Origin of the sequence: Paludibacterium sp., assembly GCF_019232825.1 — a bacterium.
Taxonomy (GTDB): domain Bacteria; phylum Pseudomonadota; class Gammaproteobacteria; order Burkholderiales; family Chromobacteriaceae; genus Paludibacterium.
Genome location: NZ_JAFAND010000144.1, coordinates 1 through 17,924, shown reverse-complemented (window position 1 = coordinate 17,924; position 17,924 = coordinate 1). Strand labels below are relative to the sequence as shown.

General features: G+C 63.2%; 18 protein-coding genes. 5 read left to right on the top strand and 13 right to left on the bottom strand.

Features of this window, described 5'->3' with window-relative positions; translation table 11 throughout:
* The 3 genes from JOZ06_RS19065 to aguB form a co-directional block, all read right to left on the bottom strand.
* The coding region (locus JOZ06_RS19065) for a hypothetical protein (RefSeq protein ID WP_293233640.1) at positions 1–126 on the bottom strand (126 nt) is incomplete at its 3' end.
* A 110-nt stretch (positions 127–236) separates the two neighbouring features.
* On the bottom strand, positions 237–1,337 hold the full coding sequence (gene aguA, locus JOZ06_RS19060) for an agmatine deiminase (RefSeq protein ID WP_293235344.1): 1,101 nt from the start codon (positions 1,335–1,337) through the stop codon (positions 237–239).
* Between the two features lie 7 nt (positions 1,338–1,344).
* A complete protein-coding gene (gene aguB / locus JOZ06_RS19055; RefSeq protein WP_293235342.1) occupies positions 1,345–2,235 on the bottom strand; it encodes an N-carbamoylputrescine amidase in 891 nt (296 codons plus the stop codon).
* Between the two features lie 107 nt (positions 2,236–2,342).
* Here aguB and JOZ06_RS19050 point away from each other — a divergent pair, with 107 nt between their 5' ends.
* The 5 genes from JOZ06_RS19050 to JOZ06_RS19030 all read left to right on the top strand — a co-directional run bounded on the left by JOZ06_RS19050 (position 2,343) and on the right by JOZ06_RS19030 (position 6,131).
* A complete protein-coding gene (locus JOZ06_RS19050; RefSeq protein ID WP_293235340.1) occupies positions 2,343–3,281 on the top strand; it encodes a LysR family transcriptional regulator in 939 nt (312 codons plus the stop codon).
* Between the two features lie 282 nt (positions 3,282–3,563).
* On the top strand, positions 3,564–4,919 hold the full coding sequence (potE, locus tag JOZ06_RS19045) for a putrescine-ornithine antiporter (protein ID WP_293235338.1): 1,356 nt from the start codon (positions 3,564–3,566) through the stop codon (positions 4,917–4,919).
* A 149-nt stretch (positions 4,920–5,068) separates the two neighbouring features.
* The gene (locus tag JOZ06_RS19040; RefSeq protein ID WP_293235336.1) at positions 5,069–5,503 is read left to right on the top strand and encodes a hypothetical protein; all 435 of its coding nucleotides are present in this window, start codon (positions 5,069–5,071) and stop codon (positions 5,501–5,503) included.
* Complete coding sequence (locus JOZ06_RS19035; protein WP_293235334.1) at positions 5,466–5,918, top strand: MarR family transcriptional regulator; 453 nt, start codon at positions 5,466–5,468, stop codon at positions 5,916–5,918. Before JOZ06_RS19040 ends, JOZ06_RS19035 begins: the two co-directional genes overlap by 38 nt.
* A gap of 3 nt (positions 5,919–5,921) precedes the next feature.
* Positions 5,922–6,131: a DUF3079 domain-containing protein gene (locus tag JOZ06_RS19030; RefSeq protein WP_293235332.1), complete on the top strand. Its 210-nt coding sequence runs from the start codon at positions 5,922–5,924 to the stop codon at positions 6,129–6,131.
* A gap of 73 nt (positions 6,132–6,204) precedes the next feature.
* Here JOZ06_RS19030 and JOZ06_RS19025 read toward each other — a convergent pair whose 3' ends face one another.
* From JOZ06_RS19025 to JOZ06_RS18980, 10 genes are all read right to left on the bottom strand, one after another.
* Entirely contained in the window at positions 6,205–6,462 is a 258-nt protein-coding gene (locus tag JOZ06_RS19025; RefSeq protein WP_293235330.1) for a hypothetical protein, read from the bottom strand.
* A 346-nt stretch (positions 6,463–6,808) separates the two neighbouring features.
* A complete protein-coding gene (locus JOZ06_RS19020) occupies positions 6,809–7,858 on the bottom strand; it encodes an NAD(P)-dependent alcohol dehydrogenase (RefSeq protein WP_293235328.1) in 1,050 nt (349 codons plus the stop codon).
* Positions 7,859–7,996: 138 nt separating this feature from the next.
* Positions 7,997–8,923, bottom strand: coding sequence for an AraC family transcriptional regulator (locus tag JOZ06_RS19015; RefSeq protein WP_293235326.1), 927 nt, complete (start codon positions 8,921–8,923; stop codon positions 7,997–7,999).
* Between the two features lie 105 nt (positions 8,924–9,028).
* Positions 9,029–13,150, bottom strand: a complete 4,122-nt coding sequence (locus tag JOZ06_RS19010) for a PAS domain S-box protein (protein ID WP_293235324.1) — start codon at positions 13,148–13,150, stop codon at positions 9,029–9,031.
* 172 nt (positions 13,151–13,322) lie between these two features.
* Entirely contained in the window at positions 13,323–14,147 is an 825-nt protein-coding gene (locus tag JOZ06_RS19005) for an NADPH-dependent oxidoreductase (RefSeq protein ID WP_293235322.1), read from the bottom strand.
* Positions 14,148–14,163: 16 nt separating this feature from the next.
* The gene (locus JOZ06_RS19000) at positions 14,164–14,457 is read right to left on the bottom strand and encodes a DUF1330 domain-containing protein (protein WP_293235320.1); all 294 of its coding nucleotides are present in this window, start codon (positions 14,455–14,457) and stop codon (positions 14,164–14,166) included.
* 13 nt (positions 14,458–14,470) lie between these two features.
* Positions 14,471–15,148 carry a type 1 glutamine amidotransferase domain-containing protein gene (locus tag JOZ06_RS18995; protein WP_293235318.1) on the bottom strand — a complete coding sequence of 226 codons (678 nt, stop codon included), beginning with the start codon at positions 15,146–15,148 and terminating at the stop codon, positions 14,471–14,473.
* Positions 15,149–15,261: 113 nt separating this feature from the next.
* Positions 15,262–16,629, bottom strand: coding sequence for a DHA2 family efflux MFS transporter permease subunit (locus tag JOZ06_RS18990; protein WP_293235316.1), 1,368 nt, complete (start codon positions 16,627–16,629; stop codon positions 15,262–15,264).
* The gene (locus JOZ06_RS18985) at positions 16,622–17,185 is read right to left on the bottom strand and encodes an isochorismatase family protein (RefSeq protein WP_293235314.1); all 564 of its coding nucleotides are present in this window, start codon (positions 17,183–17,185) and stop codon (positions 16,622–16,624) included. The genes JOZ06_RS18990 and JOZ06_RS18985 overlap by 8 nt, the downstream gene beginning before the upstream one ends.
* A 73-nt stretch (positions 17,186–17,258) precedes the next feature.
* Complete coding sequence (locus JOZ06_RS18980) at positions 17,259–17,702, bottom strand: MarR family transcriptional regulator (protein ID WP_293235312.1); 444 nt, start codon at positions 17,700–17,702, stop codon at positions 17,259–17,261.
* Positions 17,703–17,924 lie beyond the last annotated feature (222 nt).

Genomic DNA, 17,924 nt, shown 5'->3' with positions numbered 1-17,924 from the left:
GGTCCAGCCGAGCGACATGAAGCTCTGCGCCATGATGGTCAGCACGTTTTTGCGGCCGACCAGACCGCCGTAGAAGAATGCCAAGCCCGGGGTCATCAACATCACCAGGCTGGCGCATAACAGCATGAAGCCAGTATTTCCGACATTGATCGGCATGATGGGGGTAGTCATGATGGTGTCCTGTCAGAGGGAAGGGAAGCGGCGCGGCTGTTGCCGCGCCACTATTTCAGCCGGTGTTAGACGCCGGTCGGGATCTGCTGGGTGATGCAGTGGATGTTGCCCCCGCCGAGAAGGATCTCGCGCGCCGGCACGCCGACGATGCGATAGTCGGGGAAAATGTCCTGCAGCCGTTTCGCCGCGTCCGCGTCGGTGCGCGCGTCCAACAGCGGGAAAATCACCTGCCGGTTGCTGATCAGAAAATTGACATAGGAAGCCGCCATGCGCTCTCCCGCTTGCCGCGGCACGGCATGCCCGCTGGCTTCGACCTCGGCGGTTTCCTCTGCGCTGTAGTATAGCGGCCCCGGCGCGGGCATTTTGTGGATTTTGAGCGCGCGGCCCTTGGCGTCGCGCGCCTGGGTCAGCGCCTCGAATGCCGCTTGCGAGCGTGCGTACTGCGGATCGTTTTCGTCGTCGACCCAGTGCAGCACGACCTCGCCCGGACGGGCGAAACAGCACATGTTGTCGATGTGACCATCGGTCTCATCCATGAAAACGCCTTCCGGCAGCCAGATGAAGTGCGTCACGCCCAGATAGTCCGAGAGCAGCGCCTCGATTTGCGCCTGGTTGAGTTCCGGGTTGCGGTTCTCATTGAGCAGGCATTCGGCGGTGGTCATCAGCGTGCCTTCGCCGTCGACGTGAATCGACCCGCCTTCCAGCACCAGCGGCGCCGTGTAACGCGCGAAGCCGTGCTTGCCGAGCACTTGGCCGGCAACGGCGCTGTCCTGATCCCAGGGCGCGTACAGCCCGCCCTTGAAACCGCCCCAGGCGTTGAATTGCCAGTCGACGCCGCGCAGCGCGCCGTTGGCGTCGCGCACCATGGTCGGCCCGCTGTCGCGCATCCAGCAATCGTCGCTCTCCATCTCCACCAAGGTGACTTCAGCCGGCATCGCCTTCTTGGCCTGCGCCATGTGCGCGGCCGGCACCGCCATGAACACCGGCGTGGCGGCGGCGATCGCCTTGGCCACGGCGGCGAAGGTCTGCTGCGCCGGCTTGCCGTGTTGGCGCCAGTTATCGGGCCGATACGGCCAAATCATCCATACCGCTTGCTGCGGCGCCCACTCGGCCGGCATGTGGAAGCCATCGGCGCTGGGCAAGGTATTCAATGTCGTCGTGTTCATCGTGTCCTCATACCGCTTGGTGAATGCCATCGGAAGTTTTCAGCACATCGTACATTTGCGGCCGGCGGTCGCGGAATACACCCCACGCCACGCGGCGCTGGCGCACGGCATCCAAGTCGAAGGTATGCACCAGCACGCATTCGCTGGTTTTATCCGCCTGTTGCACCAGTTCGCCGGTTTCGTCGGCGATGAACGACGAGCCGTAGAACGTCATCCGATAGTCCGGATGCAGCAGGCTCGACTCGGTGCCGATGCGGTTGGAGGCGATCACCGGGGTCAGATTGGCCGCCGCGTGTCCTTGCTGGGTGCGCGTCCAGTGCGGCTGGCTGTCGATGGCCGGATAATCCGGCTCAGAGCCGATCGCGGTCGGGAAAAAGATCAGTTCCGCGCCTTGCAGCGCCAGGCTGCGCGCCGTTTCCGGAAACCATTGGTCCCAGCAGATGCCTACGCCGATCCGGGCGTAACGGGTGTCCCACACCTTGAAACCGGTATCGCCCGGGGTGAAGTACTGCTTTTCCTGATAGGCCGGACCGTTGGGGATGTGGGTCTTGCGGTAGGTCTCCAGCACCGAGCCGTCGGCATCGATCACCACTAGCGAATTGTAGTAGGCGTTATGGCAACGTTCGAACCAGCTGATCGGCAGCACCACTTGCAGCTCGCGCGCCAGTTGGCGGAAATGTTGGATCAGCCGGCTTTCCTCGACCGTGCTCGCCAGCGCGAAATGCTTCGGGTCTTGCTCGATGCAGAAGTAGGGCGCTTCGAACAATTCTTGCAGCAGAATGATCTGCGCGCCTTGTGCCGCCGCCTGGCGCACCAGTTTTTCACCTCGGGCGATGTTGCCGTCCGCGTCCCAGCCGCAAGCCATTTGGGTTGCCGCTACCGTGACCTGTTTTGCCATGCTGCGTCTCGCTTTCTCGTTAAGTTGAACTCAAGGCGCAGTCTAGGTATTGCCAAATAATCCATCAAATGAATAATATAAATATTGGCATAAATACGGTGAATAGTATGAAGCTGCACCAACTGGACCTGAATCTGCTCTTGGCGCTGGACGCGCTCATTAGCCTGAGAAGCGTCACCAAGGCGGCCGACAAGCTGTTCATCAGCCAGCCGGCGATGAGTCATTCGCTCAACCGCCTGCGCGCCTTCTTCGACGATCCGCTGCTGGTACGCACCCAGCACGGCATGCAGCCCACCGAGCGCGCGCTCTATCTGCAACAAGGCGTGCATCAGGCGCTGAGCCAGTTGGAGAACCACATCAGTCAGCCGGAGGCCTTCGATCCGCGCACGTCCAAACGGCACTTCACCCTCAGCACCACCGACTACGTCGAGTGCGTGCTGATTCCGCCGCTGGTGAAGCGCCTGGCGGAGGAGGCGCCCGGCATCCATATCGACATCCGCATCTTGCGCGAGGACATTCCGGAAGTGGCTTTGGCCAATGGCGAGATCGATCTGTTGCTGGGTTTCGACGAGTACATGGCGATCCCGAGCTATTTGTGCCGGGAAACCTGGTTGACCGAACCGCTGGCCGGGCTGTTGCGCGTCGGCCATCCCCATGCCGCCGAGAGCCTGGACCTGGCGGCGCTGATCGCCTTGCCGCACGTGTTCCACTCGCCGCTGGGCAAGCGCGCGTCGCCCCTGGACGACTATCTGGCTCAGCGCGGTCTGCAGCGCAATATCTCGGTGGAAAGTCAGAGCTATATGTCGGCGGCGGCCATCGTCAGCCATACCGACCATTTGTTCATTCTGCCGTTGCGCGTCGCCGCCATGCTGGCAGGGTATTGGCCTTTGACGCGGGTGTCGTTGCCGACCGAACTGCCCAACTACCATCTGAACTGCGTCTGGCACCCGGTTCAGGACAAGAATCCGGCCTTGTGCTGGCTGCGCGATCAAATGCGCAACATGATCGACGCGCACGCGCCGAGCCATTGGCCCTCCGGGCGCTAGTCTCCGTCGTTTCCGCGTTGACGGCCGTTTCGTTATAAACGGCGTCGATGTCCATATGCACACCATTCATTTCAGCAATGTTGCTGCAATGAATACACTGGTGGCGCCAAAAACCCTACTCCAGTCAAGGACATGCCCGTTAGCCCTGGGCAGGGGCGGCTATTGCCCCGGGTTTGAGAACAATGGCTTGTCATCAACCGCAATCAGAGGATCGGCATCGCCTGGCCCGGAGGATTGGCCAGGGCAAAAACATCACATTACCGCTTGTTCAAGGAGCCTTGTATGTCTTCAACTACCCCAACGAAGATGGGACTCTCTTCACTGACTGTATTTGTCGCACTGAACATGATGGGTTCGGGCATTTTCCTGCTCCCATCCAATCTGGCCGGCATCGGCGCCATCAGTATCTACGGCTGGTTGATTTCCACCGCCGGGGCGTTGGCGATGGCCATCACCTTTTCCAAACTCAGTTTTCTCTGCCCGAAAGAAGGGGGCATGTACGCCTACGCCCGCGATGGCATCGGCGAGTACGCCGCGTTTACCGAAACCTGGTGTTACTGGCTGTCGCTATGGGTCGGCAACGTGGCCATCGCCGTATCCGGTATCGGCTACTTGTCCTATTTCTTTCCGGGGCTGAGGGACCCGGTCACCGGCGCGGTGGCGGCGATCGTAGCCATCTGGTTCTTCACGTTCCTGAATTATCCCGGCGCGGGTTTCATCGGCCGCATGCAGCGGGTGATTTCGCTCGGCATGCTCATTCCGGTGGGCGGCATGGCGTTGCTGGGCTGGTTCTATTTTCACCCCGGTTATCTCGGCGCCGCCTGGAACGTCTCCGGCAAGAGCGGTTCGGATGCCATCATGGCTTCGTCAGCGCTGACGCTGTGGGCTTTCATGGGGCTGGAGACCGCCTGCGTCGCTACGGGGGTCGCCGACAACCCCAAGCGCAATGTGCCGCTGGCGACGATGATGGGCACCTTGTTCGCCGCCGCCGTGTACATCGCGTCGACCCTGGCCATCATGGGCGTGGTGCCGGGCAAGGAGTTGGCGTCTTCCGCCGCGCCGTTCAGCCTGGCGGCCAAATACATGTTCGGCGACTGGGCCGGCTCGTTTGTCAGCGTGTGCGCGGTGGTGGCCTGTCTCGGCTCGCTCAACGGCTGGATTTTGACCACGGGGCAGGTTTCCAAGGCGGCGGCCGACGATGGCATGTTCCCCAAGATTTTTGCCGAGACCAACCGCTTCGGCACCCCGTTCAAGGGCATGTTGCTGACCGCCGTGCTGATGACCGGTGTCGGGGTGATGACGATGTCGCCCAACCTGGCGCAACAATTCCAGATCATCACGCTGCTGTGCATCTTTACCAATCTGGTGCCCTACATCCTGGCGCTGGCCGGCATTTATCCCATCATGCGCGCCAACAAGGTCGGCCAGTCGGAGTTTCGCCGCTATGGCGCCATTGCCTTCTTTGCGCTGATCTACTGTTTTTACGCGACCGCGGGTTCCGGCAAGGACACTATTTTTTATGGCTCCTTGACCATGTTGGCGTCGATTCCGATGTACGCGTTGATCCGCAAACGCGCCTCGGCTCCGGCCGAGGCCGAGAAGGGCGCCGACGCCGTCATGGCGTTGCGGCCTGAATAACGCCCACAAGTGTGACCATTTGGCGGCCTTCGGGCCGCTTTTTTTTGCGGGAACGGCCAAGGGCGCCATGATGGCAGTTTGCATTTGTATCGTAATACGATATATTTGTTCCATAGAACCCTTCCTCGATCATCGACAGGAGAGCACGCGTGGAACGAATTCGATTGTTGCCGCTTGGAGCCTGGTCGCCGGACCTAGGCCGCGCCATTCTGATGCGCCATCAGTTACCCAGCGCTTGGCCGGTGGCCTGGCGCCGCGCAGTTCGCTGTTTGCCGGAGCTGGCCCCTGAGCCGGCGCTGTTGGAATGGGCTGGCTACCTGGACGGCCGCGATACGCTGTTGGCCGGCATGTGCCGTGCCCGTTGGGAAGCCGCGCCGTGGTCGTGGGAGCATGTGTTCGATGCCGCCAGGGTGGACGACCTGTATCTGCTGCTGACAGACTGTCCGCTGGAGCAGGCCGTGACCCGCGCGTTCGCCGACATGTTGCGCGATCGTTTGCGCGAGCCGGCCCGCGCAAGCCGAATCATTGCCTCTACGATCGCCCCCCATGACCGATATTTCCGCGCTGGTGAAAGCCGATTTTGAACGTTTAGCCGATTTCCGTTATCGCCTGCGGCAGTTCTTGCGTTTCAGCGAAGAACTGTCCCAAGCCAACGGCATCACGCCGCAGCAGTATTTGCTGCTGTTGCAAATCAAGGGTTATCCCGGCCGCGAGTGGGCCAGCGTGGCGGAGCTGGCCGAGCGGCTGCAATCGCACCATCACAGCGTGGTGGGGCTCGTCAGCCGCTGCGAGGCGCAGGGACTCGTCAAACGCCGTCCGAGCCAAGAGGACCGCCGCGTGGTGGAGGTGCTCCTGGAGCCCAAAGGCGAGGCGCTGGTCGCCAAGCTCGCCCGCGCTCACCACGACGAATTGCTGGCATTGAAACAGCTCAGTGAAAACCTGCCGTTGGAGCAGATCGTGCTGTCGCAGGCCAGACTGCAGTCTTCACCTCAGAGGTAAGTCATGGCCAAGAAATTCCCCCTTCACCCCCGTCATCCGGAGCGGATCTGCTGGGGCTGCGATAAGTATTGTCCGGCTGATTCGTTGCAGTGCGGCAATGGCTCCAATCGCACCCAGCACCCGTCGGAGGTGCTGGGCGACGACTGGTATCAGTACGGCGATTGGGGATTGGACCTGGCGGAAGAGGGCTTGGGAGTAGGGAGTCGAACGTAGCGCGCGTTCGCGAAGCAACGCACGGTGACGCCGGGTTCGGGGAGCGTGCGCTCCCCGCCTCCAGGTTAGGGTGTTAATCGGCGGTCAACACCAAGCATCCCGCCACCTCGCGCAGGCGCGCGGCGTTTTTCAGGTACAACCACGACGACTGGGCATCGACCGGCATCGATGCCCAACTCAGCCGGCTATCGAAAATCAGCCGGCGCGCGTCGGGGTCGGGGTGGGCTTGCCGCGGTTCGCACAAGACCGAAATCAGTGTCAGTAACTGCTGCTGACGCAGACGGCGGTTTGTCGGGGTGGAAGGAAGTGCATTAACATCGTAGATAGCCATGACTTACTCCATAGAAGTGAGTTGCGGTTAGCGGGCTCGGTGGTGTTTGCTGCACCCCGGGCCCGCGCCTTTGGCAATGTTCCGCCCAAAGCCCCACCAGATTAGTCAGCTGGCCGGGAAAGGGCAATTGGGCAGCTTGTCCGTAAATTCTGAAAGTTAAAAAGCAACGGCGGGAGTAGAAGCAAAACCTCAACGGCGGGAGTAAAAGCCTGTCTCACTCCCGCTTTCAAGGTGTTGCCGTTACTCCCGCAGTTGATATCCGCGCAAGCGCAACGGCGGGAGTAAAAGCCAGCCCCCACTCCCGCTTTCAAGATGTTGCCGTTACTCCCGCATTAACAGCCAGGCGTTAACGCAACGTCGCCATGTCGATGACGAAGCGGTAGCGTACGTCGCTCTTCAACATCCGTTCATAGGCGGTGTTGATGTAATCCATGGCGATTTCCTCGATGTCCGAGGTGATGCCATGCTCGGCGCAGAAGTCGAGCATTTCCTGCGTTTCGCGAATACCGCCGATCAACGAGCCGGCGATACTGCGGCGGCGGAAGATCAGCCCGAACACATCCGGCGATTTATGCGGTTCGGCCGGTGCGCCGACCAGCGTCATGGTGCCGTCGCGCTTGAGCAGTTGCAGGTAGGGGTCCAAGTCCAGCGGGGCCGCCACCGTGTTGAGGATGAAATCGAGCTGTCCGGCGTAGCGCGCCATTTGTTCCGGATCCTTCGAAATACACACCTCGTCGGCGCCCAGGCGCTTGCCATCCTCGATCTTGCTGGCCGAGGTGGTGAACAGCACCACGTGCGCGCCCATGGCGTGCGCGAGCTTCACACCCATGTGGCCAAGACCGCCCAGGCCGACGATGCCGACCTTCTTGCCCGGACCCGCGCCCCAGTGGCGCAGCGGCGAGTAGGTGGTGATGCCGGCGCACAACAACGGCGCCACACCGGCCAGATCCTTCTCGTCGTGGCGGATGCGCAACGCGAACGACTCCTTGACCACGATGCTTTGCGAATAGCCGCCAAAGGTGTTCTCGCCACCGAATACCGGGCCGTTGTAGGTGCCGGTAAAACCGTGATCGCAGTACTGCTCTTCGCCCTCTTCGCAAGAGTGGCAATGGCCGCAGCTGTCGACCATGCAGCCGACGCCGGCCAGGTCGCCCACCTTGAAGCGGCTGACCTGATCGCCTACCGCGACCACGCGACCGACGATTTCATGGCCCGGTACCGATGGGTAGAGGGTGTTTTTCCATTCATTGCGCGCGGTGTGCAGGTCGGAGTGGCACACGCCGCAATAGAGAATCTGGATTTGCACATCGTCGGGGCCGGGGGCGCGGCGCTCGATCTCGTACGGAACCAGCGGACTGTGCGCGTTCAATGCGGCATAGGCTTTGGCCTTTGTCATGACGACTCCTTGTTCGGTTAAAAACGATCGATGAAACAAATTTTCGTCATTGTGCGAGCAAGCGCAGCGGAAGCCGTAGTCCAATCCGATGAATTTCTTGCCTAATGCTCCGGAACCTGGCGGTAATGAGCGAGCGCGCTATGCGCCGCTGGCCTGACGCAGCCGCGCCACATCGCGCAGCGGCGGTGCGCCGAACAGGCGATGATATTCGCGCCCGAACTGCGAAGCGCTTTCGTAGCCGACCTGAAAGGCGGTGGAGGCCGCGTCCAGCCGCCCGGACAGCATCAGCCGGCGCGCTTCGTGCAGGCGCAGCCATTTTTGGTATTGCAGCGGGCTCATCGCCGTCAATGCTTTGAAGTGCAGGTGGAATGTCGAGGGACTCATCTGCACCGACGAGGCCAGCTCGTCGATGCGCAGCGGTTCGGCGAAGTGGGTTTTCAGCCAATCGATCGCGCGGCCGATCCGTTGGCTTTGACTGCCGGTCGCCGCGATTTGCCACAGGTGTCCGCTATGTTCGCTGGTGAGCAGGCGGTAGGCGATTTCACGCTGGATCATCGGCGCCAGCACTGGAATGGCCTCGGGTTCGTCGAGCAGGTCGAGCAAGCGTTCAAAGGCGCATAGGAGCGTCAGCGACGCGCGGCCTGCCTCCATGCCGCGTGCGGTGGATATGGCGCGCGGCGGCGACAGATTCCCTTCCACCACCATCTCGGCCAGAAGGCGTGGTTCGAAGAGCAGACACAGCGCCAGATGCGGCGCTTCTTGGCTGGCTGTCAAAATTTGCGCCGTGGCCGGCAGGTCCACCGACGTAATCAGAAAATCGCCGGCGTTATAGTAAAGCGTCTCGTTGCCCAGCAGTACCCGCTTGCTGCCTTGCGCCACCAGCGCGACGCCGGACTCGTAGATGCAGCGTATCGGCTGCGAGGGCACGGTCTGCTTGTAGAGCAGCAAGCCGGGAATGGCGGTCGCCGTGGCTTCGTCGCCCTCGTTCGTCCAGCGGTCGATGCTGGCCGCCAGCGAGCGGCGCGAAGCTTCCTGCCGGTCCTGTTCCGTTTGCGCGTGTGTCACGGATTCCTCCTGGTGGCTTTGCCGCCATGCTACCGCAAGCATGTGCCACCCATGTCGATTTGCTTCATCATCCGGAGGATTAGGCAATAAATCGACAGCATTGAGCTAAGCCGATGCGATATAGCGCTCGATCTCCGCCAAGCTATCGGCCATGGCGGTGTGTAGCCTAGCCAAGGCGTCACCAAGGGGCGCGCCCTCGCGCAACGCCCGCTCGGCGTCGGCCGCGGCGGCGGCCAGCAATTCGAGTCCCAACTGCGCGGAAGCGCCCTTGAGTTTGTGCGCCAAGGCGCGGGCGTCCACCGTGTCCGCCGCGGCAATGTCGACGTCCGTGGCGGCATGCAGCTCGACGAATTTGCGCAGGATCTTTTTGAACACGACTTCACTGCTGGTAATCCGTACGCCGTATTCGACGTTCAACAGGCGCGCCCCCGCGGCCGGCCTCTCCGGCGCCATGGCGGGTTTTCCCGGTGCGAGACCGGTGAGCCGCGTCAGCACCGACACCAGTTGCGACACTTCGAATGGCTTGGCGACGAAGTCGTCGACACCTGCGGCAAGCGCCATGTCGCGTTGCGACTTGAACGCGCCGGCCGTCAGCGCCACCACGGGCAGCCGCTTGAGCGCGGGCAGCGCGCGGATTTGCCGGGTTGCCTCATAGCCGTCCATCAGCGGCATCTGCATGTCCATCAACACCACGTCGATGTCCGCGCCATGCATTTCCAGCACCGCCAGGGCGGCGAGCCCGTCTTCCGCGCGCGCGACGTGCGCGCCCTCGCTTTTGAGAATGTGCTCCGCGACTTCGCGGTTGGTTTCGCTGTCGTCGACCACCAGCACCCTCAGCCCCGCCAGCCGTTGTCCCGCCGGCTGCGCCATGCTGGGCGCAGCCGGGGTTTTGCGGCGCTGCTTGACCTCGACCACGGCGTTGTACAAGCATGAGCTTGTCACCGGCTTGTCGAGAAACAGATCGGCCGCTTCGCTGCCGGGCTGTTCGCGTAGCTGGTTGCGGTCGTAAGCGGTCACCATGATGATGATCGGCGCATGCTCGCCGCGCGCGCGCGCGCGAATCTCCGCGGCGGCCTGCAACCCGTCGATGCCCGGCATTTTCCAGTCGAGCAGCAGAATGTCGTAACGGGGCGCCCCCGGAGCGAACACGCGCGCGATGGCCTCGCCGCCGGAGTCGACCGGATCGGCATGCCAGCCCAGGCTCGCGACGGTGCTCGTCAGCACTGCCAGCGCCGAATGGTGATCGTCGGCGATCAATACACGCAGATGAGCCATGTCCGGCTCGGCGTGGTCTTCCGGTTTATTCAGCGCTAATGGGATGTCGAAGCGGAAGGTACTGCCTTTGCCCGGCTGGCTATCCACGTTCAATTGCCCGCCCATGAGCGCGACCAGGCGGCTGCTAATGGTCAGCCCCAGCCCCGTGCCGCCGAAACTGCGTGTGGTGGATGAATCGGCCTGGCTGAAGGCCTGGAATATTTCGGCCTGTTTGTCCTTGGGGATGCCGATGCCGGTGTCGCGCACGGCAAAGCGTAGCCATACCCCGCCCTCGCGTTCGATTTCCAGCCGCTCGACGGCCACTTCGACCTCGCCTTCCTGGGTGAACTTGATGGCGTTGCTCACCAGATTGATCAGCACTTGGCTAAGTCGCAGGCTGTCGCCTTTGAGGAAGTCGGTGCCGGCGGGGGGCGGGGAGATCATCAGTTCGACCGGTTTGTTGCCCACGGCGGAGGTCATGATGCTGGCCAGGTTGTCGAGCACGTCGCTCAGCCGGAACGGAATGTCCTCCAATTCCATCCGCTGCGCCTCGATTTTCGAAAAATCCAGGATGTCGTTGATGATGCTCAACAGCGCATGGCCGGAACGATCGATCTGCCGCACCATGTCCGCCGGCGAGGGGGCGAGGTTCTGTTTGCCGAGCAGGTAGCACAAACCGAGGATGGCGTTCATGGGCGTGCGGATCTCGTGGCTCATATTGGCCAGGAATTCCGATTTCGCCTGCGTGGCCTTTTCCGCCGCCGCCAATGCCTCCTGCAACTGTCCGGTACGGATCACGACCTGGTCCTCTAGGCTGGCGTTGAGCGCAAGGATCTTGGCCTCGAATTGTTTTTCCTTGGTTACGTCCATGCAAATGCCGACCACCTCCTGGGCAGCGCCATCCTGCGCGTGTTCGAGAATGGCGGCGGCGGCGATATAGTGCTCGCTGCCGTCGCGATGAATGACTCGGAAGGTCATCTCGCCGCTGCCACCCCCCTGCCGCAGCCATTGCAAGGCGCGCTCGGCCTCGGAGACGTCGTCCGGGTGCAGGCGATCGCGCCAGAACGCGTAGGTCAACGCCTCCGGCATGGCGTCGATGTCGTAGAGTTCCATCATGCGCGCATCCCATTCCAGCCGGTCGTCGGACAGGTGCCAGACCCAGGTGCCGATGTGCGCGGCGTCGACCGCCAGTTTGAGCCGTTCCAGCGTGGTCTGCAGTTGCTGCTCAAGCCTACGGCGCACGGTAAGGTCGCTGATCGTCGCCAGAACGGAGACGCCCTCGGAGGATTCAACCGGGCTTAACGCAATTTCGACTGGCACCTCGCTGCCATCCTTGCGCTGGCCATAGAGCTCCCATAGCCCTTCCTTTGGCGGGGAGTCGGGCGCGCGGTAAAAGGCGGACAGATGGTTTGTCAGCGGGGTTCTGAAACGATCGGGGATCAAGTTCTCTAGCGGTATGCCCAGCAATGCGTCGTGCGGGTAGCCGAACAGTTTGGCCGCTCTGCGGTTGGCCAGGGTGATCCGTTGCGCGCGATCCACCATCAGCATGGCGGCGGGCGCCGCCTCCACCGCTAAATGAAAGCGCGCCTCCTGGCGCCGCTCCTCGGTGATGTCGCGCACGGTCTTTGCCGCGCCGATGACGCTGCCGTCCTGGCCGAGAACAGGCGATACCGTCACGGACACCTCGATGATGCTGCCGTCGCGCCGCCGCCGCCGGGTAATGAAATAGGGCACGCTCTCGCCTTTGACGATATGCGCCAAAATGCCGTCTTCTTCTTCGTATAGATCCGGCGGCACGATGAGATCGACGATCCTTTGTCCTACCGCCTCTTGCGCCGTATAGCCGAAAATGCGCTCGGCCGCCTTGTTCCAGCTGGAGACGATGCCGTCTCGGGTTTTGCCGATGATGCCGTCGTTGGAGCTGGCGACGATGGCGGCGAGCCGGGACTGGTCGAGAAAGGACTGGTATCGGCGATTGCGGTTGATGAGCAAGAAATAAGTCACAATCGCCAGCAACGCCGCTACCGCGGCGATTTCGGCGGCGATGCGGCGGGGATCGGCCAGGTCGAGGTCGGCGATGAAGGTCTTTCTGGCCTTCAACGTCACGGCCCAGTGGCGGCCATACATGGTCAGCGTCACGCGTTGCGAGAGTCCGCGAAAGGCTGGCGCGTCCGCGCCGGGCGAGGCGTAGAACTGGATAGGCCTGTCTGGTGTATCGACGTCTTCCAGGGTCAGCGACATCGCCTCGCGCGGCATGTCCAGCGCGCCCAGCACCTCGTCGACGACCAGCGGCGCGTATACCAGGCCATAGGCCGCCCGCCAGCGCTCATCGGCCGTGGCCAGCGGCGCGCTGGGCGTATAGACCGGCAGCATGAAGAGCAGGCCGCGATGGTTTTGGCTGCTGGCTTGAACCAGGGTGATCGGCTTGGTCAGCGTGGGCGCGTTGTTGAGGATGGCCTCGCGCGCCGCGCCCATCCGGTTGGCGTCGGAGGCGATGTCCAGGCCGATGGCGGGCTCATTGCCGTTGACCGGCTCAACGTATTGAATGACGAATAGCTCGCCATCATGAGGGATGAGTTGTTTGATGGTGAAGCCGGGTTGCCCGTCGGCGCGGGCGGCGCTGAGAAACGCCGTGCGCTGAGTGGGCGCGACCCGGCGGATAAAGCCAAACCCGCGCGCCCCGGGAAATTCCGTCGCCAGATCGCGCGAGCGGCTGTATTGCCGGAATTTCTCGCGGCTGATGCCGTCGGACCCCGCGACGATCAACGCGCCGCGCGCGCCGCGCAGCCCATATTGGAAGATTTCGATCTGCCGCACCAGCTGATTGACGGACTGCTCGCTCTGCAGCGCGAAACGCGACGCGATCCGTGCCTGCTGCGCGTCATTGAGGCTGCGCGCTTCCAGTGCGGCAATGACGCAGCCGGCGACGAACACGGCGATGGCCCAGAGTATGGGTTGGGTTTGTTTCCGCACGCCAACATCCTTCGGTTGGCTCCGCCAAAGGCATGGGCGGCCAATGGCCCATCCGCAGGCACGAGCGCGCGAGCTATGCAAATTAAATATGTGTTTGTTGATTATAGCTACTGTGGGTGTAAATCAACGCGAATTGCATGGCATCGCGGGCCGGCCTGTCCGGGCCGCCGGGTCAGCGCAACGGAAATCCCAATGCATTGAGCGCCTCGCGCAGGCGATGACGGCCGGAGAGCGATTCCGGGCCGTGCACGCGCTCCGCGGCGACGCGCGACCAAGCGCGCTCGTCACGCTGCTGCGTCTGCTGGAATAAGCTCAGGCGCTGGTCATAGTCGCGCACCGCGTCCGCTTCCTTCCCGCTGTCGTAGCGCTCCTGGTGCAATACCGCCGCTTGCGGCAACCGCGGTTTGATCTGCGCAGCCGACGACGGGTCGGGATGACCGACGCACATGCCGAACAATACAAAGCAATCCGGCGGCAGTCCCAGTTCGGCCGCCACGGCTTCCGGATGGTTGCGCATGCCGCCGATGTAGACGATGCCGAGCCCTTGCGCCTCCAAGGCCACGGTGGCGTTTTGCGCCGCCAGCGCCACATCGACCACGCCGACGGTGTAGCTTTCCAGATAGTCGATGCCCTCGGTGGCGATGTGCTGCGCTTGGCCGAGCCGGCGCAGTCTCGACCAGTCCACCACCCATGCCAAGAACAAGGGCGCTTCGGCCACGTGGCGCTGGCCGCCGGCCAACTCGGCCAGCCGCGCGAGGCGAGCGCGGTCGCGCACCGCGATCACGCTCCACACTTGCAGATTGGACGATGTCGATGCCGATTGCGCGGCGGCGATGGCCCAGCGCAAAGCGGCCTCATCGACCGCCTGCGGCGTATAGGCGCGGACAGAGCGGTGTTCGAACAGCGACGCGCCGAGCGCGTCGGGCACCGGCAGATCGGGTGTTTGACCGTAGCGTTCGCGCCAGGCGTTGGCGATGGCGGCTTCGGGGTGTGTCATGGCGGTTTCTCCCGGCTTAGGCATCGGTGCCTTGGATCAGAAATACGCGGTAGTCCGCGCCCTTGAGGCGGTGCGGCAGCGCGTTTTGATATTCCGGGCTGTGATACCACTCGCGCGCGGCTTCCATGTTGGGGAAGCGCAGGATCACGGCGCCCTCGATCGGCGCGCCTTCCAGCACTTCGAACTCGCCGTAGAAGGCCAGCGGCGTCACATCGCGACCGGCGCGCGCAGCTGGCGCCTTTTGTTTGTATTGCGCCATTTCTTCGGCATCGCGGGTGAGTTCACGGGTAAAGACGACATAAGCGGACATGGCGGATTCCTCATTAAGCCAGCAGGTTGAGCAGAGCGTGCGCGGCGGCTTCGGACGAGGCCGGGTTTTGGCCGGTGACCAACAGGCCATCGGTGACGGCGTGCGGCTGCCAGTCTGCGCCGCTCAGATAATGGCCGCCGTTGGCCTTGAGCATGTCTTCCACCAAGAACGGCACCACCTCGGTCAGGCCGACCGCGGCTTCCTCGCTATTGCTGAAACCGGTGACTTGGCGGCCGTTGACCAGCGGTTTGCCGTCCACGCCCTTGACGTGACGCAGCACGCCCGGCGCATGGCATACGGCGCCGACCGGCTTGCCGGTTTGGATGGCTTGCTCGATCAGCGCGATCGACAGCGGTTCCTCGGCCAAATCCCACAGCGGGCCATGGCCGCCAGGGTAAAACACGGCGTCGAAGCCGGCGAGCGAAACATCGGCGAGTTTCTGGGTATGGGCGAGCGCTTTCATGGCCGCGGCATCGGCGCGGAAGCGGCGGGTGGCCTCGGTCTGTGCCGACGGATCGTCGCTCTTGGGGTCGAGCGGCGGCTGGCTACCCTTGGGCGACGCCAGCGTCAGCGTGGCGCCGGCATCGAGAAAAGCGTAATAGGGCGCGGCCAGTTCTTCCAGCCAGAAGCCGGTTTTCTCGCCGGTGTTGCCCAGTTTATCGTGCGAAGTGAGAACGAGCAGGATGTTCATGAAGCAGGCCTTGTAATCGTTAATGACGGGGTTATATGGCGCTTACTATACTATTGAGTAGACCGGTCGTCTAGTTGGAGTGGGCACCTTCCGGGCCATGTGTTGTTTTTGCTTTAGCGCGCCGGCAGACGCAGGCTGGCGGCCAACAGCAGCGCGTGCAGCGCACACAACAGCGCAAATGCCTGCGCGAATGGCATCAGCGGAGCCTGGGCGGCGGGAGACTGGTTCAGCCGCCACTGCAAAAACAGCGCACACGCCGTGGTGAGCGCCGGTCCTCCGAGCCGCTGCACGATGTTGAGCGAGGTGGTGGCCATCGGGAGCGCCGCGCGCTTGACCGAGGCATAGGCGGCCGACATCGATGGAATGCCGACCGTGCTGTGGCCGACGCCGCGCACGATCAAGGCCAACGCCAGCATGGCGGGCTGTAGGGGCCGGCTGGCGGTGTAGAGCAGCAACGCCGTGCCCGCGAGCGACAACGCCGCGCCGCCAGCGGCGAGACGGCGAATGCCGAAGCGCAGGGTCAAATGCCCCATCCAAGGATAAGTGCAGAGCATGCCTAACCCCAGCGGCATCATCAGCCATCCCGTGGCGCTGGGCGAGCGGCCGCAGACATTGATCAAGAACAGCGGGATCAGCATCTGGCCGGCATAGAGCACGCCATTGGCCAGAAACTGCGTCACCGCCGCGGCTGAAAAGGACGGTTGCGCGAACAGCGCCACGTCGATCAGCGCCCGGTCGCCGGCACGGCGCGCAGCGTAGAGAAACGCGGCGAGCAGCGCCAGCGCGGCGGTTAGCGTGACGAGCCCGGCGCCACTGACGGCGTGATCGGCGCCATAAAGAAAGAGCACGAGCCCAGGCGACAACAGGCTGAGCCCCAGCCAATCCAAGCTTTGGGGCGCGGCCTCGGCGCGGTCGTCCGGCAGCAGCCGGTATGCCAACGCCAGCGCCACGATGCCCACCGGCAGGTTCGCCAAAAAGAGCCAGCGCCAGGACGCCACCTTGAGGATGGCGCCCGCCGCCACCGGGCCGAATACCGGCGCCAGCAGCACCGGCACCGCGAGATAGCCGATGACGCGCGCCATGTGCTTGCCCGACGCGCGTACCACCATCATCTGCGCCATCGGCGCCAACAGGCCGCCGCTCATGCCTTGCAGAATCCGAAAGCCGATCAGCGATTCGGCGGACCATGCCAGACCGCATAGCGCCGAACAGACAGTGAAGGCGGCGAAGCAGGCCAGATAGAGCGCTTTGGCGCCGATGCGGCCCACCAGCCAGCCGCTGAGGGGCAGTGTCAGCGTCAACGCCAGCAGATAACCGCTAATCACCCATTGGATCGTGGCGAGCGGGCTGTCGAGCTGACGCGATAGACTCGACAGAGACACGTTGACCACCGTCGCGTCCATCTGCGTCAGAAACGACCCTAGCGTGGCCACGGCGGCCACTTTCCATATCAACGGGTCGAGCCGCTCGCGTTCAGCCATGCGCGGTTTGCAGCAGGTCGATCACTTGTTGGCTGGTGCAGGCTTCGCCCAAACGGGGGAAGATACGCTCGAGGCTGTTGTCGTGGGCTTCACGGCTCATATCGGTCATGGCATCAATGGCCAGCGTGACGTTGTAACCGAGCGCAAAGGCTTCGCGGGCGGTCGATTCCACGCCGATGCTGGTGGCGATGCCGGCGAGCACGATCTGCGTCACGCCCAGCGCCTTGAGCTTGGCATGCAGGTCGGTGCCGGTGAAGGCGCCCCACGCGTGCTTGGTGACCCGCAGATCGCTGGGCTCGGCGGCGAGCTCGGCGACCAATTCGGTCCAGTCCGATGTGCGAGGCAGCGCCGGCGCGGCGCGGTCGGTGCGGCCCGGCGCGCCGCCGGCCACGTTGACCAGCGCCACCGGCTTGCCGGCACGGCGGAACGCCGCCGCCAATCGGCTGGCGCGGGAGACCACCTCGGCGGCGGAATGCGCCACCGGCAGCGCGACGATGCCTTTTTGCAGATCGATGAGCACCAGCGCGGTTTTTTCATCCAGAACGGTCACTGCCATGATGCGGCTCCTTAATCGTGATGAGAACGGAAAGGCGCGCGCCATGCGCGGCACGCGCCGGAAAGCGGGAAGGTTACGATTCGGCCAGACGCTTGATCAGCGGCGCGGCCGCAAGCAGCGTGCGCACCTCGTCGGCGCTTAACCTGCCGACTGCCGTCAACAGCCAGGCGCGCTTGGCGTTGACGCGCGTCTGGCGCACGGCGGCGCCGGCGGCGGTCAAGCCGAACAGCTTCTGCCGGCCATCGGTCGGGTGGGGGCGGTGTTCAACCAGGCCTTCCTGCGCGAGCCCGGCCAAGATCGCGCCCATCGATTGCGGTTTCATCGCCTCGATGCGCGCTAGCTCCGCCGTGGTCAGCCAACCCTGCTGCTCGAGACGCGCCATGACGGCGATCTGCGACAGATTGAGCTGGTTCGGATTGCCTTCGGTGCGCACCCGGCGCAGCAGCTGGCCGAGCGCCAACATCAGTTCGGTTGTGGCCTGTTCCTGCGGGGTAGGGGTGTCGGATAACGGTTCCATGGCCGGCACTATAGTATTAGACAGCTAAACTTGCAAGTTTAGCTGTCTAATTGTGCCGCTGCCCGCGCTTATTGGCGTAATTCCGCTTGGACGTGGCTGAGCTTATAGCTGATGGCGGCGAGCAGGCTGCGTGCTGTCTCCAGCTCGTGCCAGGGCGCCAATTGATGGACAAGGCGATCGACGGTGAATTGGATATCGCGCAAATCGCGCTCGACGGCGGGG

Coding starts and splice junctions, on each gene's coding strand:
- aguA (WP_293235344.1), bottom strand. CDS start 1,337: ATGAACACGACGACATTGAATACCTTGCCCAGCGCCGATGGCTTCCAC.
- aguB (WP_293235342.1), bottom strand. CDS start 2,235: ATGGCAAAACAGGTCACGGTAGCGGCAACCCAAATGGCTTGCGGCTGG.
- JOZ06_RS19050 (WP_293235340.1), top strand. CDS start 2,343: ATGAAGCTGCACCAACTGGACCTGAATCTGCTCTTGGCGCTGGACGCG.
- potE (WP_293235338.1), top strand. CDS start 3,564: ATGTCTTCAACTACCCCAACGAAGATGGGACTCTCTTCACTGACTGTA.
- JOZ06_RS19035 (WP_293235334.1), top strand. CDS start 5,466: ATGACCGATATTTCCGCGCTGGTGAAAGCCGATTTTGAACGTTTAGCC.
- JOZ06_RS19030 (WP_293235332.1), top strand. CDS start 5,922: ATGGCCAAGAAATTCCCCCTTCACCCCCGTCATCCGGAGCGGATCTGC.
- JOZ06_RS19025 (WP_293235330.1), bottom strand. CDS start 6,462: ATGGCTATCTACGATGTTAATGCACTTCCTTCCACCCCGACAAACCGC.
- JOZ06_RS19020 (WP_293235328.1), bottom strand. CDS start 7,858: ATGACAAAGGCCAAAGCCTATGCCGCATTGAACGCGCACAGTCCGCTG.
- JOZ06_RS19005 (WP_293235322.1), bottom strand. CDS start 14,147: ATGACACACCCCGAAGCCGCCATCGCCAACGCCTGGCGCGAACGCTAC.
- JOZ06_RS19000 (WP_293235320.1), bottom strand. CDS start 14,457: ATGTCCGCTTATGTCGTCTTTACCCGTGAACTCACCCGCGATGCCGAA.
- JOZ06_RS18995 (WP_293235318.1), bottom strand. CDS start 15,148: ATGAACATCCTGCTCGTTCTCACTTCGCACGATAAACTGGGCAACACC.
- JOZ06_RS18990 (WP_293235316.1), bottom strand. CDS start 16,629: ATGGCTGAACGCGAGCGGCTCGACCCGTTGATATGGAAAGTGGCCGCC.
- JOZ06_RS18985 (WP_293235314.1), bottom strand. CDS start 17,185: ATGGCAGTGACCGTTCTGGATGAAAAAACCGCGCTGGTGCTCATCGAT.
- JOZ06_RS18980 (WP_293235312.1), bottom strand. CDS start 17,702: ATGGAACCGTTATCCGACACCCCTACCCCGCAGGAACAGGCCACAACC.